The 14,176-nt window shown below is 72.4% G+C and carries 16 protein-coding genes; 10 read left to right on the top strand and 6 right to left on the bottom strand.

Features of this window, described 5'->3' with window-relative positions; translation table 11 throughout:
- Positions 1-41: 41 nt before the first annotated feature.
- The 3 genes from AB0F10_RS11710 to AB0F10_RS11700 form a co-directional block, all read right to left on the bottom strand.
- Complete coding sequence (locus AB0F10_RS11710; RefSeq protein WP_360622721.1) at positions 42-635, bottom strand: hypothetical protein; 594 nt, start codon at positions 633-635, stop codon at positions 42-44.
- An 8-nt stretch (positions 636-643) separates the two neighbouring features.
- Positions 644-1,246: a hypothetical protein gene (locus AB0F10_RS11705; RefSeq protein WP_360622718.1), complete on the bottom strand. Its 603-nt coding sequence runs from the start codon at positions 1,244-1,246 to the stop codon at positions 644-646.
- Positions 1,247-1,364: 118 nt separating this feature from the next.
- Complete coding sequence (locus AB0F10_RS11700; RefSeq protein WP_360622716.1) at positions 1,365-2,021, bottom strand: response regulator transcription factor; 657 nt, start codon at positions 2,019-2,021, stop codon at positions 1,365-1,367.
- A 44-nt stretch (positions 2,022-2,065) separates the two neighbouring features.
- Between AB0F10_RS11700 and AB0F10_RS11695 the strand changes: the two genes are divergently transcribed.
- From AB0F10_RS11695 to AB0F10_RS11650, 10 genes are all read left to right on the top strand, one after another.
- Entirely contained in the window at positions 2,066-2,518 is a 453-nt protein-coding gene (locus AB0F10_RS11695; RefSeq protein ID WP_360622714.1) for a GAP family protein, read from the top strand.
- A 91-nt stretch (positions 2,519-2,609) separates the two neighbouring features.
- Complete coding sequence (locus tag AB0F10_RS11690; protein ID WP_360622712.1) at positions 2,610-2,795, top strand: hypothetical protein; 186 nt, start codon at positions 2,610-2,612, stop codon at positions 2,793-2,795.
- Positions 2,796-2,920: 125 nt separating this feature from the next.
- Positions 2,921-3,493, top strand: coding sequence for a hypothetical protein (locus AB0F10_RS11685; protein ID WP_360622710.1), 573 nt, complete (start codon positions 2,921-2,923; stop codon positions 3,491-3,493).
- Positions 3,494-3,495: 2 nt separating this feature from the next.
- Positions 3,496-4,119 (top strand): S26 family signal peptidase, encoded by a 624-nt coding sequence (locus AB0F10_RS11680; protein ID WP_360622708.1) that lies wholly within the window; start codon positions 3,496-3,498, stop codon positions 4,117-4,119.
- A 64-nt stretch (positions 4,120-4,183) separates the two neighbouring features.
- Positions 4,184-5,707: a beta-propeller fold lactonase family protein gene (locus AB0F10_RS11675; protein ID WP_360622706.1), complete on the top strand. Its 1,524-nt coding sequence runs from the start codon at positions 4,184-4,186 to the stop codon at positions 5,705-5,707.
- Between the two features lie 33 nt (positions 5,708-5,740).
- Positions 5,741-6,757: an ATP-binding cassette domain-containing protein gene (locus tag AB0F10_RS11670; RefSeq protein ID WP_360622704.1), complete on the top strand. Its 1,017-nt coding sequence runs from the start codon at positions 5,741-5,743 to the stop codon at positions 6,755-6,757.
- Positions 6,754-7,356, top strand: a complete 603-nt coding sequence (locus AB0F10_RS11665) for a hypothetical protein (RefSeq protein ID WP_360622702.1) — start codon at positions 6,754-6,756, stop codon at positions 7,354-7,356. The genes AB0F10_RS11670 and AB0F10_RS11665 overlap by 4 nt, the downstream gene beginning before the upstream one ends.
- Positions 7,357-7,652: 296 nt before the next feature.
- A complete protein-coding gene (locus AB0F10_RS11660; RefSeq protein ID WP_360622701.1) occupies positions 7,653-8,675 on the top strand; it encodes a D-alanyl-D-alanine carboxypeptidase family protein in 1,023 nt (340 codons plus the stop codon).
- A 19-nt stretch (positions 8,676-8,694) separates the two neighbouring features.
- Positions 8,695-9,375, top strand: a complete 681-nt coding sequence (locus tag AB0F10_RS11655) for a DUF4190 domain-containing protein (protein WP_360622699.1) — start codon at positions 8,695-8,697, stop codon at positions 9,373-9,375.
- Between the two features lie 49 nt (positions 9,376-9,424).
- Positions 9,425-10,306 carry a GNAT family N-acetyltransferase gene (locus AB0F10_RS11650; protein ID WP_360622697.1) on the top strand — a complete coding sequence of 294 codons (882 nt, stop codon included), beginning with the start codon at positions 9,425-9,427 and terminating at the stop codon, positions 10,304-10,306.
- Here the strand turns inward: AB0F10_RS11650 and AB0F10_RS11645 are convergent.
- The 3 genes from AB0F10_RS11645 to AB0F10_RS11635 all read right to left on the bottom strand — a co-directional run bounded on the left by AB0F10_RS11645 (position 10,283) and on the right by AB0F10_RS11635 (position 14,063).
- Positions 10,283-10,816, bottom strand: a complete 534-nt coding sequence (locus AB0F10_RS11645) for a hypothetical protein (RefSeq protein ID WP_360622695.1) — start codon at positions 10,814-10,816, stop codon at positions 10,283-10,285. The two genes, AB0F10_RS11650 and AB0F10_RS11645, sit on opposite strands and share 24 nt — an antisense overlap.
- A gap of 86 nt (positions 10,817-10,902) precedes the next feature.
- Entirely contained in the window at positions 10,903-12,060 is a 1,158-nt protein-coding gene (locus AB0F10_RS11640) for a serine hydrolase domain-containing protein (RefSeq protein WP_360622693.1), read from the bottom strand.
- A gap of 113 nt (positions 12,061-12,173) precedes the next feature.
- Positions 12,174-14,063, bottom strand: a complete 1,890-nt coding sequence (locus AB0F10_RS11635) for an acyl-CoA dehydrogenase family protein (protein WP_360622691.1) — start codon at positions 14,061-14,063, stop codon at positions 12,174-12,176.
- Positions 14,064-14,176 lie beyond the last annotated feature (113 nt).

The raw sequence follows: 14,176 nt of genomic DNA, 5'->3' as shown, positions 1-14,176 counted from the left end.
CGGGACAGGTAGCCCTCGTGGAGTTCGCCGGGCTGTCGCGGTCAGGCTCCGGGAACGGCGAGCGGTGGCCCGCCCTGGTCCGGGTGGCGTTGATCGCGGATGGCGAGCCGCCGGTCCAACTCGGCGAACAGCTGATCCGGGCCGGGGGTCATCATGCCGACCTCGACGAGGAAGGTAGGGACGCCCCGGCGCCGGCGGGCCCGTTGCCGCCGGTACAGCGTCGTGTCGGCGGCGACGGCGTCGGGCGCGGTGGGTGCGACGATCAGCTGGGTCAACGGGCCGGCGAAGCGCCGCCTGACCGACCGGACGGCCGGCCATGGCAGGAACATCGGCGCCCGGCTGGTCTGGGCGAACTCGAGGCCGGCCTCGGAGGTTCGCACCCAGCCCAGGCCGGCCTTCGGGCGGAGCAGGGCGACGGCGCCGATGGTCAGCGTGAGGACCACCATGGACAGCACCATCAACACGAGATCCTCAACCCCTGGCGGGCGGCCCATCGCCGCCTTCACCGCCATGTTGATCGCTCGTACCGACAGGACCGCCGAGCCGGTGAGCAGCGTCATCCAGAACCACAGCCGTAGCCGGCGCAGCCGGAAGGTCACCGCGTCGGCCGGGGGGACCGGATCGGAGGTCCACACCGGCGTCGTCAGGCCTGCGGCTGCTGCTGGGCGTACTGCTGCTGCTGCTGGGCGTACTGCTGCGCGTAGGCGGCCTGCTGGGCGGCGTACTGCCGCGCGGCGTGGTCGTAGGCGGCGCGGGCCTCGGCGGCGAAGGCGGGGTGTGCCTTGGCGAAGCCGACCGAGTTGCCGTCGCGGGCGACGAAGCCCTGCGACAGCATCCGGTAGCCGCCGCGGGCCAGCGCAACGATTCCGCCGATGCTGCCGAAGATCGTCGCGAACATCAGCACGACCAGCGCCGGGCCGCCGCCACCGTCCGGGTTCGCGAACGCGAGCACGAAGATCAGGACCAGCGGGAGGAATAGCGCGAGCCCGAGCAGCGTCCGCGTCTTGTGCATCTGCTGGCACTGTGCGCAGAACGGCCAGGCCTCCGCCTGCACCTCCTTGCGCATGACCAGGACCACGATGAGGAACGGCAGGGCGCCGGCGATCAGCAGCGCATAGGCCCAGCCCGGCGGCTTGGACTGGAACTTGACCCGCTTGCGCAGGACGGCCGGCTCGCCGTGCCGGCTGCAGACCGCGGGGACGCCGGCGCCGTTCGGGATCAATCCGGCCGCGATGTCGATGCTCACGAATGCCTCGCTAATGGGGTGCTGACCAACGGACGAGCCGAAGATCATCAATCCGGCTCGGCCCGAGACCATAACAGCTCAGGGGCGTTCCGTGGGGTGTGCATGGTGCCGGCGCTCCTCAGGAGAGGCCGGCCTCCTTGGCGAGGATGGCGGCCTGGACCCGGGACGTGCAGCCGAGCTTGGCGAGGACCCGGGAGACGTGCGTCTTCGCGGTGGCCTCGCTGATGGCGAGGGCCGCGGCGAGCCCGGCGTTGGACAGGCCGCGGCCCAGCGCGGCGAGCACGTCGCGCTCCCGGTCGGTGAGGCTGTCGAACGTACGCCCCGGCGGTGGCGCCGGTGCCGGCCCGGCGCCGGCGAACGCGGTGAGGAGCCGGCGGGTCACCTCGGGCGCAAGGAAGCCGTCGCCGGCCGCGACCCGGCGTACGGCGTCGATCAGCGACGCGGGCTCGACCGACTTGAGCAGGAAGCCGGCGGCGCCGGCGCGGAGCGCGCCGAACAGGTAGTCGTCGAGGTCGAAGGTGGTGAGGATCAGGACGTCGGCCAGCCGGGCCGAGGTGATCGCGCGGGTGGCGCTGATGCCGTCGGTGCCGGGCATCCGGATGTCCATCAGCACGACGTCCGGGCGCAGCGCCGTCGCCTGGCGGACCGCGACCGCGCCGTCCGCGGCCTCGCCCACCACGGCGATGTCGGGCGCCTGCTGGAGCATGAGCCGCATCCCGGCCCGGATGGCGGCGTGATCGTCGGCGACCACGACACGGATCTGCGGGTCGGTCACGGCCGGCTCAGCTCACCGGCGGCGGCCTGCTCGACACCGGCCCGGTGAGGTGGGCTCAGCTCGTCCTCGGCGTCGCGCTGTTCTTCTGGAGCTTCCGGCTGGACCGCGGGAGAAAGGGCGGCCGCCTGATCCGCATGCCCGAACGGGCACTCGCCGGCGGCGGGGTCGCCGGGCTCGCCGGGCTGGCGCCGGCGGCCGCCGCGGCCGAGCTGACGACCATGCTGCCGTACCTCGCCGCGATCGGGCTGCTGACCGGCTCCGGGCTGGCCGCGGCGCAGATCGCGCTGATCATGGCCGGCTACTGCCTGCTGATGATCCTTCCCGCGCTGCTGCTGCTGCTGGCGGTGCGGCTGGCCGCCGGGGACCGGGCCGAGCCGCCGCTGAGGAAGGTCGGTGACTGGCTGGCCGGCAGCAACGCGCTGTCGTGGATCGTCGGCGTCGTCGGCTTCCTGCTCGCCCGCGACGCCGCGTTCCGGCTCGGCCTGCTGGGGTTCTGAGGCGCGGAGGGTTCCGCCCGAATCGCTGGCGCCGGCGGCGCCGGATGGGCAGCATGAAGGGAATCGCAGACCGAGCCCGCGGAGGTTCACCATGGCGGAGGACACGGCCGTCACCCAGCCCGATGGTGACGACTACGAGTACGACGAGGCGCACGACGCCGACGGCGGCGCCCAGCAGCAGCCGGCGGGACCGCCGCCGGTGCGGCTGCCCGAGGGCATCCACGTCGCGGACACCGGCGGTGACTACGGGTACGACTGCGCCCATGATCAGAGCTGACCCGGCCGGCCGGAGCTTGCCCCTTCCTTGAAGGCCGGTTGAGGCTGCGTTGACCTGCGCTGCCGACATCTTTCCATGAAGCACCGGTTGGCACTCAGAGCTCCGGTCGACGGAAGGACGTTCTGATGCCAGTTGGCGCAATGGGCCTGGTGACCGCGGCCGCGACGGTGGTCGGTGGAATCGCGCTCAGCTCCGGTGTGATGTGGCAGGCGTCGAACGCTGCGTTCACCGCGTCGACCACCAACGCGGCGGACTCCTGGACCGCCGGTACGGTCTCGCTCGTCGACGACGACAGCGCCACGGCGATGTTCGCCGCGACCAACCTGCGGCCCGGCTCGGTCGGCGAGAAGTGCATCAAGCTGACCTACAACGGCAGCCTGTCCGGCACCGTCAAGCTGTACAGCACGGCCGTGACCGGCGCGCTGGCCCCGTACCTCGACCTCGTGATCGAGGAGGGCGCCGGCGGCGACTTCGGCGGCTGCGCCGGCTTCACGCCGTCCGGCACCGACTTCACCGGCACCCTGGCCTCGTTCGGCACCACCAGGACCGGCTTCGCGTCGGGCGTGGGCTCGTTCGCGCCGGCCGGCCCGGGCGACGTCAAGACCTACCGGATCAGCTACACCGTCAACGCCGGCACCCCGGACGCCGCGCAGGGCGCCAACGCGGGCGCCACGTTCAACTGGCAGGCGGCGAGCTGACCGTGACCACCATGCCGCTGCCGCCCTGGCAGGTGACGCGCCCGCCCCCGGCCGCCCCGGCCGAGGGCCGGCCGGCGCACGCGGCGCGGCCCCGGCTCTCGCTGCGCTGGTCGGTGCCGGTGCTGCGGCTGGTGGCGATCGGCCTGCTGGCGGCCGGCGCGGCGGTCATCGCCTGGACGATCCTGCCGCTGGCCTGGGGCTGGAGCTCGTCGGTGATCGTGAGCGGCTCGATGAGCCCGCGGGTGCACCGCGGCGACATCGTGGTCAGCTCCCCGCCGGCGCCGGACTGGCGGCCGGCGGTCGGACAGGTGGTCACCGTGCCGGACCCGCTGCACCCGGGCGAGACGGTCACCCACCGCGTCGTCGGGTTCGACGAGCGGGGCCTGCTGGTCACGCGCGGCGACGCCAACGGCAGCGACGACGCCTTCCGCACGGCGCCCGGGCAGGTGCGCGGTATCGCCCGGCTGCTGGTGCCCCGGATCGGCCTCGCCACGCAGCTGCTGCGCGAGGGGCACCCGACGATGTTCGTGGCGCAGGGCGCCGTGGTGCTCGCCGTGCTGGCGCTGGCGCTGCGGCTGCCGGCCGCGCCGAGCAGGCCCGCGGCGCGGGGCAGGCACGCCGCCTGACCGGGATCGAGAACGTTCAGGTCCGGCGCACTCCTGCCGACGTAGATCCGGAGGGAGGATCGTGATGGCTGGCGGCACACCGCAGGCCCGCCGAGGCAGGCATTCGGCGCGGCGGCACCGGCGCGGCGCGGCCCGTGGCCTGCGGGCCGGGCTGGCGCTGCTCACGATGCTGGGCCTGGTCGGGCTGGGCCTGCTGCCCTCCAGCCTCGCGGCCTTCTCGGCCACGACCTGGAACGCCGGTTCGTCGTTCCAGGCGCGCGCCACCTTCGGCCTGACCCAGACGGCGCCGTGCCTCAGCGACGGCGGCACGGGCGGCTGCACGTCGGTGACCGGCCTCATCGCGGGCCGCAGCGTCGTGGTCAGCCCGGACGGGAAACACGTCTACGTCGGCACCGCCAACACCACGGCCGCCGCCAGAAGTGGCGTGGCGGAGTTCTCCCGCAACGCCACGACCGGCGCACTCACCCAGCTGGCCGGCCCGGACGGCTGCGTCAGCAACGGCACCCTCGCCGGCTGCACCGCCGTGACCGGCGCGCTCAGCGGCGTCCAGGACCTCGCCGTCAGCCCGGACGGCAGGCACGTGTACGCCGCGGCCACCACCGGCTCGACGATCACGGCGCTCAGCCGTGACCCGGGCACCGGCATCCTGACCGCGCTGGCCGCCCCGAACAGGTGCGTCTACCACAGCACCGCGACGGCACCCGCCGGTTGCACCTCGGGCCGGCTCCTCAGCGGCGCCGGCGGCGTGGTGGTGAGCCCGGACGGGAAGTTCGTCTACGTGGCCTCCAGCCTGTCCGACTCGGTGACGGTCTTCGCCCGCGACGACGCCACGGGCGTGCTGACCCAGCTCGCCGGCACGGCCGGCTGCATCACGAACACCACGGTGGGCGGCTGTGCGACCGGCAAGGGGCTGGACAAGGCCGCGTACCTGCGCCTGTCTCCCGACGGCAGCAGCCTCTACGTGGCGTCGACGACCAGCAAGGCCGTCGCGGTGTTCCAGCGCAACGCCGCCACCGGCTTGCTCACCCAGCCGGGAACCCCGAACGCCTGCGTGTACGACAGCGGCGCCACCGCCATCACCGGCTGCACCCCGGTCAAGGGCCTCACGAGCGTGAAGAACGTGGCGATCGCCCCCGACGGCCGCACCGTGTACGCGATGGCGACGACCGGTGACACCCTGGCCGTGTTCACCCGCAACACCGGCACCGGCGTGCTCACCCAGGTCGCCGGCGCGAACGGCTGCGCGTACCGGTCGGGTGGCACCGTGATCACCGGCTGCACCGCCGCCGTCTGGCTCGACGGGCCGACCGCGATGACGTTCAGCGCGGACGGGCTGTTCGCGTTCCTTTCCGCCTCCGCCTACAACGGGGTCCTGGCGTTCCGGCACGACAACACCACCGGGGAGCTCACCCAGCTGACCGGGACCGCCGGATGCCTCCAGCTGAGCGGCACCGGCGGCTGCGCCGCCGGTCTCGGGTTGTCCCTGGTCAACTACGTCACGACCAGCCCGGACGGCCGCGACGTGTACGCCGTCGGCGGCTCCACCGGCTCCACCGGTTTCGTGGTCCCGCTGAACCTCACTCATTGAGCGGCGTGACAGCGGCTGCAATGATGGCCCGCGATGATCGAATTGATCGAACTGACGAAGTCCTATGGACGGGTCCGCGCTGTCGACGGCGTGACCTTCTCAGCCGTGCCCGGGCGCGTGACCGGATTCCTCGGTCTCAACGGCTCCGGCAAGACCACGACGCTGCGGATGCTGCTCGGCCTGACCCGGCCGACGTCCGGCCTGGCGCTGATCAACAAACGGCGGTACCGGGAGCTGAGCCATCCGGCCCGGCAGGTCGGTGCCGTGCTGGAGCAGGGCATCTGCCAGCCGGGGCAGAGCGGGCGGGCGCACCTGATCACCCAGGCGCTGCTCACCGGCGCCGACCGGGCCCGGGTCGACCCGCTGCTGGAGCAGGTGGGGCTCGAGGACGCCGCCGAGCAGCGGTGCGGGGAGTATTCGCTCGGCATGCGCCAGCGGCTCGCCGTGGCGACCGCGCTGCTGGGTGATCCGGCGGTGCTGATCCTCGACGAGCCGGCGAACGGGCTGGATCCCGAGGGCATCGCCTGGCTGCGCGAGCTGCTGCGCGAGCACGCCCGCAACGGCGGCACGGTGCTGATCTCCAGCCATCTGCTGGCGGAGCTGGCCCAGCTCATCGACGACGTCGTCATCATCTCGCAGGGCACCGTGCGGCACGTGGCGCCGCTGGACGAGCTGTACGGCTCGGCGTCGTCGCGGCTGCGGATCCGCGGCCGCGATCCGGAACGCCTGGCGCGCGCGTTCGAGGAGGCCGGTGCCCACGTCGGCATCGACGGGGACTCCCTCGACGTGATCGGGCTGACACAGCAGGATGCCGGTGAGATCGCCTTCGAGGCCCAGGTGCCGATCTACGAGCTGGCCACGAACTCCCTGAGTCTCGAACAGATCTTCCTCGACCTGGTGAGCGCCTCGGCGCCCACCGCCGCCGAGGAGGCCGTCGCTGCCGAGGCCGTCGCGACCGACGAGGCTGCCGAGACCGACGAGGCCGCCGTACCGAAAGAGGAAGCCGCCGTGATCGACGAGGCCGCCGCGATCGAAGAGGTGATCCGATGATCGCCGTGGTGCGCAGCGAGCTGTACCGCCTGTCGACGGTCCGGTCCAGCGCCATGTCGGTCGCGGTCTTCGGCGCCTTCGGCATCCTGCTCAGCCTGGTCAGCGCCGACATGTGGGCGCTGCTGGCGGGGGTCGCCGCGTTCGGGTTCGGTGTCACCGGCGTCTCCCAGCACCACCAGCACCGCACGGCCGTGCAGCTGTATCTGGCCCGGCCCCGGCGGATCCTGGTGCTGCTCGGGCAGCTCGCCACCGCAGTGATCGTGAGCGTGGGGTTCACCGCCGCGAGCGGCGCCGTCGTGCTCATTCAGGGCGACCCGAAGCGGTATCTGATCACCCTGCTGGTCGCCCCGCTGATGGCGGTGCTCGGCGCCGCCGCCGCGGCGATCGTGCGCAGCGCCACCTTCCTGTTCGTCGGCTTCGCGGCCTGGATCCTCTTCGTCGAGGCCATGTACGGCAAGATGCAGGAACCGCTGCCGTTCTCGGCGTACCTGGACGCGGCCAACGGCGACGTCCGGAGACTGCTGATCCTGCTGGGCTGGACCCTGGCGGTGATCGTCGGCGCGCTCTTCGCGATCCGCCGCGACCTGAACAGCGACTGACGGCCGGGCGGGCGGGGCCGATGCCGGCCGCGCCCGTCCCTCGGCAACCCGCCCGCTCCGGCGCTGCACCGGGGCGGCAACCCCCGGGCCAGAGACTCGTCTGGACAACCTCGGGGCTCAACGATCCTCCCGGCGGCGCACGCGCCCGGGTGGACCCGCGTCGGCACTGACCTTCCGGTGATTGCCTGCTGCCTCGACCTGACCGTTTCAGGACGAGGAGCGACCGCCCGATGGCGATACGACCGGAATCTCGACCCGATCAGCAGACCCGCGCCCGATCCCGGCGATACTCCGCCGTGGCGATCACCGCGGTCCTCATGACCTGCCTGGCGGTCGCCGGCCTGCCCGGTTCGGCGTCGGCCCAGGTCCCGACCGCGGCGAGCCGATGGTCGTCGCTGATGTACCACAGCCTCACCCCGACCCCGGCGTACGTTCAGCTTCGCACCCGGCTCGCCTCCCAGCGGGTCACCCTCAAGGCCCGGGCCGGCCGTGTCACCACGCGCAAGGCCGCGCACGTCGCCGCGCAGACGGCGATGACGAACGCCGTCACCGCCGACGCCGGCACCCGTACCCGGTATGCGATGGCCAGGGAGGCCCTGCTCAGCGCGAGGTACCGGCTGACCGTGGCCGGGCAGCAGCGGCCGCGCAGCGGCGCCGCGGTGACGGAGGCGAACATGGCCGTCACCGCCGCGGCGAAGACGGCGGGCATCCGCCGGGGCCAGGCGCGCGAAGCCGCGGCGGCGCTGAAGGCGGCGCAGACCGCCGCCGCGACCGCGACCGTCGAGGTGGACAAGGCCGTCGCCGATTGGCAGACCTCGCAGACGGCGGTGCAGGCGAACCAGCGGAAACTCATCGCGCTCGACAAGTCCGCCGAGCTGGCCGCCCAGGCCGCCGCGACCAGCCGTGACGTCGTCACCGACGTCCGTGCCCGGTTCGCCGCCGCCGACACCACCACCGTCAACGGCATCACCGTGCACCGAAGCGTCGCGTTCGCGTTCCGCCGGATGCTCGCCGACGCGAAGTCCGACGGGATCGCCCTGTCCGGCGGCGGATTCCGGACCAGGAAGCGGCAGATCGAGCTGCGGAAGATCAACGGCTGCCCCGACGTCTACACGGCGCCCGCGTCGTCGTGCCGGGTGCCGACGGCGATTCCCGGCCGGTCGCTGCACGAACTCGGCCTGGCCGTCGACATCACCTCCGGCGGCCGCACGATCGCCGCCGACAGCGCCGCGTTCAGGTGGCTGTCCACCCACGCCCACAAGTACGGGTACGTGAACCTGCCGTCCGAGCCGTGGCACTGGTCGATCAGCGGTTCGTAACGGCTGTACTCTTCGCGGCATGCAGGACCAAGATCCAAAGTCGCTCGACGGCTCGATGCCGCCGGCTCCGGCCGGGCCCGGCGGATACCCGGAGTGGGGCGCCTCGGGCGCCTACGCCGCCGCGCCGCCGGCCGCCACCAACCGGCTGGCCGTCGCGTCGCTGGCCCTCGCCGTCCTGGGTGGAGGCCCGCTGAGCGCGATCCTCGCCATCGTCGCGCTCCGCCAGATCTTCTGGAGCGAGGAGCGGGGGCGCGGGCTGGCCATCGCCGGCCTGGTCCTCTCGGCCTGCACGACGTTGGCCTGCGTCGTCATCCTCGTGCTGCCGGATGCCGACACGGTGGATCCCGGCCCGGCGGACCCCGCCGTCAACCGGGCCCTGCAGGGGCCCGCCCTGGCTCCGGGTGACTGCATCCGCAGCGTCGACGCGGGGAATCCGGTCGTGGTGCCGTGCGGCGATCCGCACACCGCCGAGGTCTTCACCGTCTTCACGTTTCCCGACGGGCCGTATCCCGGCGACACCGAGCTCGTGGCGGAGATCGAGAAACGCTGCACCCGGTCGTTAAAGCCGTACCTGACCGCCGGAAACGAATCCCCGGAGCTGCGCTACCTGGGCCCGACGGAGACGTCGTGGTTTCTCAGCCGGACGGTCACCTGCGTCGCCGCCGACCCGAAGGGAATGACCGGTTCGCTGGTCGGTTAGGCGTGGGTTGCCGCCCGCGGTGGGTGGTCCGCTCCGGAAGAATGGCCGGATGACCATGCGCATCACGCCACTGACCGACCCGAACCGCGGGGCGTCGAGCTACCGGCTGGCCTGGCTCGCGGCCGGCGCCGACGGGCGGCCGCTCGGCACGGCCTTCCTGCGGGTGCCCGCGGTCGGCGACTCGGGCGAGGTGGAGCTGCACGTGCATCCCGCCGAACGGCGCGCGGGTGTCGGCACCCGGCTGCTCGAGACGGTCACCGGCGCCGCGGGCGAGCTGGGGCTGCGCGGCGTGCTCACCGATGCGGTCGCGGAGGACTCGGCGGGGGACCGGTTCTGCGCGGCGCGCGGGCTGCGGCGGGTGCTGGCACTCACGTACACCCGATTGGAGCTGGCCGGCGCGGAGCCGGCGGCCGATCCGGTGCCCGGCTACCGGCTGGTCCAGTGGGAGGGAACCGTGCCGGACGAGCTGGCGGAGACGTTCGCCCGGTCCCGGCGGGCGATGGACGACATGCCGATGGACGACGCGGGCTACGCACCGCAGCCCTGGAACGTCGAGCGACTGCACGCGATCGCCGACGCGGTCGCGAAGCGCGGCGAGACGCTGTTCACCGTGGCGGCGGTGGCCGCGGACGGCGAGATCGTCGGCTTCACCGAGCTGGTGGTGCCGGGCGACGGCACCGGCGACGGCCAGCACTACGGCACGGGCGTGCTGCCCGAGCACCGCGGCCACGGCCTGGCCCGGTGGATGAAGGCCGACACGATCAGCCGGGCCCGCGCCCGCTTCCCCCGGCTATCCGGGCTGCTCGCGGACACCGCGGACAGCAACGCGGCGATGCGCCGGACCAACGAGTCGCTCGGCTACCGGCCCACCCATCGCAGCGTGCTCTACCGCCTGGATCTGCCGACGCTAGGAGCGGCGCAGGTCGAGTGACGCCTCCCCGTAGCCGACGGTCATCGTCTCGCCGGTGACCGCGGCGGTGAACGTGTTGCAGTGGGGTCCGTCGCCCGTCGCCTGGTCGAACGGCTTGAAGACCAGCGAGTCGCCGCGGGCGGTGACCTCGCCCGAGCAGGGCATGGTCAGCGAGTCGTCACCGGACTTCGATTGCACGGTCGCCTGGTACACCGCTCCCGGAGTGATGTTCAGGGTCAGGGACCTGACCGTTGTGGAGCCGATCCTCTTCGGTGCCGGCAGCTGCCAGGTTCCGGCCGCGTTCCGCACCGCCGCGCTCGGCCTGCCCGCCTGGCTGACGGCGGCGGCGGTGCCGCCGCCGCCGACCAGCAGGACCGCTCCGATGGAGGCCAGTCCGCCCAACCCGAGATCGAACCTCCCGATCCGGATCCGGAACGAGGTTCGCTTGTTATTGATCTTGTGGCCCTGGCCGACCTGGACGGTGGAGCCGCCATAGACGTTGCCGACCCGGTACCCGGAATTGGGCTGCATGGATTCCTCCCTGGTACGCCATGTTGGGCGTATCGGGCATTATAGGCGAAACCACCCAGGTGTCTGCGGTGGTGGCCGGCTCCCGGTCAGTCGCAGATCACGTCGTCCATGAGCCGGAAGGTGCGCCGGGACACCGCGTCGGCCGCGTCCGCGTCGGCGAGCTGCGTGGACAGCGCCAGCACCGCCACGCGGTCGCCGTCCGGGCTCACCCCGTTGGCGGTGCTCACGCCCGGCACGTCACCGCCGTGCGACCAGTAGCCGCCACACCGGTTCGGGATGAACATGATGCCGAGGCCGTACCGCGCGCCCGGGATGTAGTCCTGGAACGTGTCGGCGAGCACCGTCTCGTGCAGCTGCGCCATCTGACCCGGCTTCAACAGCCGGCCCCGCTGCAGCGCCTGCCAGAACCGCGCCAGGTCGGTCGGCGTCGTGACGAGACTGCCGGCGGCGTCGGCGACGGTCGGGTTGAACAGCGTGGTGTCGATCAGGGCGCCGCCGGGCTCCCACTGCTGGTAGCCCTTGGCGTACGGCCGCGGCACGGACGGCCGGTCGCCCGGCGCCGACGTCCCGCGCAGCCCGAGCGGCCGGAGGATGCGGGCGCGTACCTCGGTCGCCCAGGTCCGGCCGGTCACCCGCTCGATGATCATTCCGGCGAGGATGTAGTTGGTGTTGGAGTAGTCCCACTGTGTCCCCGGCGCGAAGCCGGGCTCGTGCTTCATCGCCAGCGCGACGATGTCCCGGGCGTCGTAGTGGTCGAACCGGTGCGCCAGATAGCCCTCGGGGGTGCCGAGGGCCGCGATGTCACGGGTGTAGTTGTAGATGCCGCTGGTGTGCTGCAGCAGCTGGCGTACCGTGATCCGGCGACCGTCGTTGCCGTTGCCCGCGACGACCCCCGGCAGCCACCGCTCGACGGTGTCGTCCAGCGACAGCCTGCCCTCGCCGACGAGTTGCAGGACGACGACCGACACGAACGTCTTGGTGTTGCTGCCCATCCGGAAGTGGCCGTCGAGCGGCACCGGCGTTCCCCGCTCGAGGTCGCCGACGCCGGCCCGCGCCCGGGTGACCGCCCCGTCGACCCGGGTGATCCCGTGGACTCCGGTGATGCCGAGCCCGTGCAGGTCGTCGACCGCGACTTGCAGCCGGTCGTCGCGGCGTGCCCCGGCGGCGGCCGGCAGCGCGGCGCCGGCCACCAGGGTCGCCGCCAGCGCGGCGGCCAGGGCGCTCCGGCCCAGGTGTTTTCGCATGTCAGGCTCCTCCACATCGATTCAGGCGAATCAGGTGCCTTGACGGTATGAAGTTCTTCTATGCGTCTCCAGCCGGTGATCCCCCGCAAACGGGGTGGGGTTAACCCCCCGGGTCAGGACGGCGGGATCCGCCGGCGGACGTCGTCGGCCGTGCCCGCGCCCGGTTGCCAGGCGGCCACCCAGGCGCCGTCGTTCGGCGGCAGGACGATGCCCTGCTCCAGGAAGTCGTAGCGGCCGTCCAGCACCCGGCGTGCGGCCACCACGTCGGTCGAGTCGGTGTTGTCCCAGAGCGCGGCGAAGAGCGTCTCCGCCCGCAGCCGCGCCTGCCGGCAGAAGAGATCGGCAAGCTCAACGCCCTCGGGCCGGCTCTGCCGCTCGGCCTGGGCGCGCACGCACACCGCTGACATCGCGAACAGCTCGGCGCCGATGTCGACGATGCGGCCGAGGAAGCCGTGCTTGCGCTCCAGCTTGCCCTGCCAGCGCGACATCCCGTAGAAGACCGACCGGGCGAGCTTGCGCGAGGTCCGCTCCGCGTACCTCAGGTGTGCGGCGAGGGGGCCGAAGTCGCCGTAGCCCGCCGGCAGCTGGCCACGCCCGACGGTCAGGGTCGGCAGCCACCGCGCGTAGAAGGCGCCGGCCCGCGCCCCGGCCTGCACCTTGCGGCCGGCGCCCGCGTCCGGGTCGATGATGTCGCCCGCGACGGACAGGTGCGCGTCGACCGCCTCCCGGGCGATGAGCAGGTGCATGATCTCCGTGGAGCCCTCGAAGATGCGATTGATCCGCAGGTCGCGCAGGATCTGCTCGGCCTCGATCGCGCGCTCGCCGCGGGCGGCCTGCGATTCGGCCGTCTCGTAGCCCCGGCCGCCGCGGACCTGGATCAGCTCGTCGGCGACCTGCCAGGACATCTCGCTGGCGAAGAGCTTGATCAGGGCGGCCTCGATGCGGATGTCGTTGCGGTCGTCGTCGGCGATCGTGCAGCAGAGATCCAACATGGATTCCATCGCGTACGCGGTGGCGGCGATGAACGAGAGCTTCTTGGCCACCGCCTCGTGCCGGCCGACCTGGCGACCCCACTGCACCCGCTCCGCCGACCACTCCCGTGCGATGTTGAGCGACCACTTGACCGCGCCCATGCAGAGCGCCGGCAGCGACAGCCGGCCGGTGTTGAGCGTGGTCAGCGCGACCTTGAGGCCCTTGCCGAGCCCGCCGATGACGTTCTCCTGCGGCACGAACACGTCGTGGAACCGGGTCACGCTGTTTTCCAGCCCGCGCAGGCCGAGGAACTCATTACGCCGCTCCACCGTGATGCCCGGCGCGTCGCCCTCCACCACGAAGGCGGTGATGCCCCGCTCGGGCACCCGGGCCATCACGACCAGCAGGGTCGCCATCGTGCCGTTGGTGGCCCACAGCTTCACCCCATTGAGCCGGTAGCCCCCGTCGACGGGTTCGGCGACGGTGCCGAGGCGCGCCGGGTCGGAACCGACGTCCGGCTCGGTGAGCAGGAACGCGGACACCTCGCCCGCCGCGAGCCGGGGCAGGAACGCCCTCTTCTGCTCGGCGGTGCCGAAGAGCTTGAGCGGCTGCGGCACGCCGATCGACTGGTGTGCCGACAGGAGCGCGCCCACGGCCGGGTTCACCGAGCCGATGAGCGTGAGCGCCTTGCAGTACTGGAGGTTGGAGAGCCCGAGGCCGCCGTACTCCTTGTCGATCTTCATGCCGAATGCCCCGAGCCGGGCCAGGCCGTGGAAGACCTCGTCGGGGATCCGGGCCTCCCGCTCGATGCGCGCACCGTCCACGTCCGACCGGACGTATGCCTCCAGCTTCGCGAGGAAGTCGTCCGCCTCGGGAGAGGGTTCGGCGGTGGGCCATGGATTGATCAGATCGAGGCGGAACCGCCCGAGGAACAGTTCCTTGCCGAAGCTCGGCTTTCGCCATTCGGTCTGGCGGGCGGCCTCGGCCACCTGTCGCGCCTGCTTCTCTGAGACATCGGCCGGCTTGCTCACGGCTTACCCCCTTGGCCTGAGGACGGCTGGCACACCCCGCGAGAGATGCTCAGCTCCTCATCTCAGCCGGGGCCACGCTACGGTCACGTTACCCACGGGTGTTACCGGGCGGT

Source organism: Actinoplanes sp. NPDC026623 (genome assembly GCF_040638275.1).
Taxonomy (GTDB): Bacteria; Actinomycetota; Actinomycetes; order Mycobacteriales; family Micromonosporaceae; genus Actinoplanes.
The sequence above is the reverse complement of the archived record's forward strand: the minus strand, read 5'-3'. Positions and strand labels throughout refer to the sequence as shown.

Excerpts from the sequence above, each read along its gene's own strand:
- AB0F10_RS11690 (WP_360622712.1), top strand. The coding sequence starts at position 2,610 with ATGGCGGAGGACACGGCCGTCACCCAGCCCGATGGTGACGACTACGAG.
- AB0F10_RS11685 (WP_360622710.1), top strand. The coding sequence starts at position 2,921 with ATGCCAGTTGGCGCAATGGGCCTGGTGACCGCGGCCGCGACGGTGGTC.
- AB0F10_RS11675 (WP_360622706.1), top strand. The coding sequence starts at position 4,184 with ATGGCTGGCGGCACACCGCAGGCCCGCCGAGGCAGGCATTCGGCGCGG.
- AB0F10_RS11670 (WP_360622704.1), top strand. The coding sequence starts at position 5,741 with ATGATCGAATTGATCGAACTGACGAAGTCCTATGGACGGGTCCGCGCT.
- AB0F10_RS11665 (WP_360622702.1), top strand. The coding sequence starts at position 6,754 with ATGATCGCCGTGGTGCGCAGCGAGCTGTACCGCCTGTCGACGGTCCGG.
- AB0F10_RS11655 (WP_360622699.1), top strand. The coding sequence starts at position 8,695 with ATGCAGGACCAAGATCCAAAGTCGCTCGACGGCTCGATGCCGCCGGCT.
- AB0F10_RS11650 (WP_360622697.1), top strand. The coding sequence starts at position 9,425 with ATGACCATGCGCATCACGCCACTGACCGACCCGAACCGCGGGGCGTCG.
- AB0F10_RS11645 (WP_360622695.1), bottom strand. The coding sequence starts at position 10,816 with ATGCAGCCCAATTCCGGGTACCGGGTCGGCAACGTCTATGGCGGCTCC.
- AB0F10_RS11640 (WP_360622693.1), bottom strand. The coding sequence starts at position 12,060 with ATGCGAAAACACCTGGGCCGGAGCGCCCTGGCCGCCGCGCTGGCGGCG.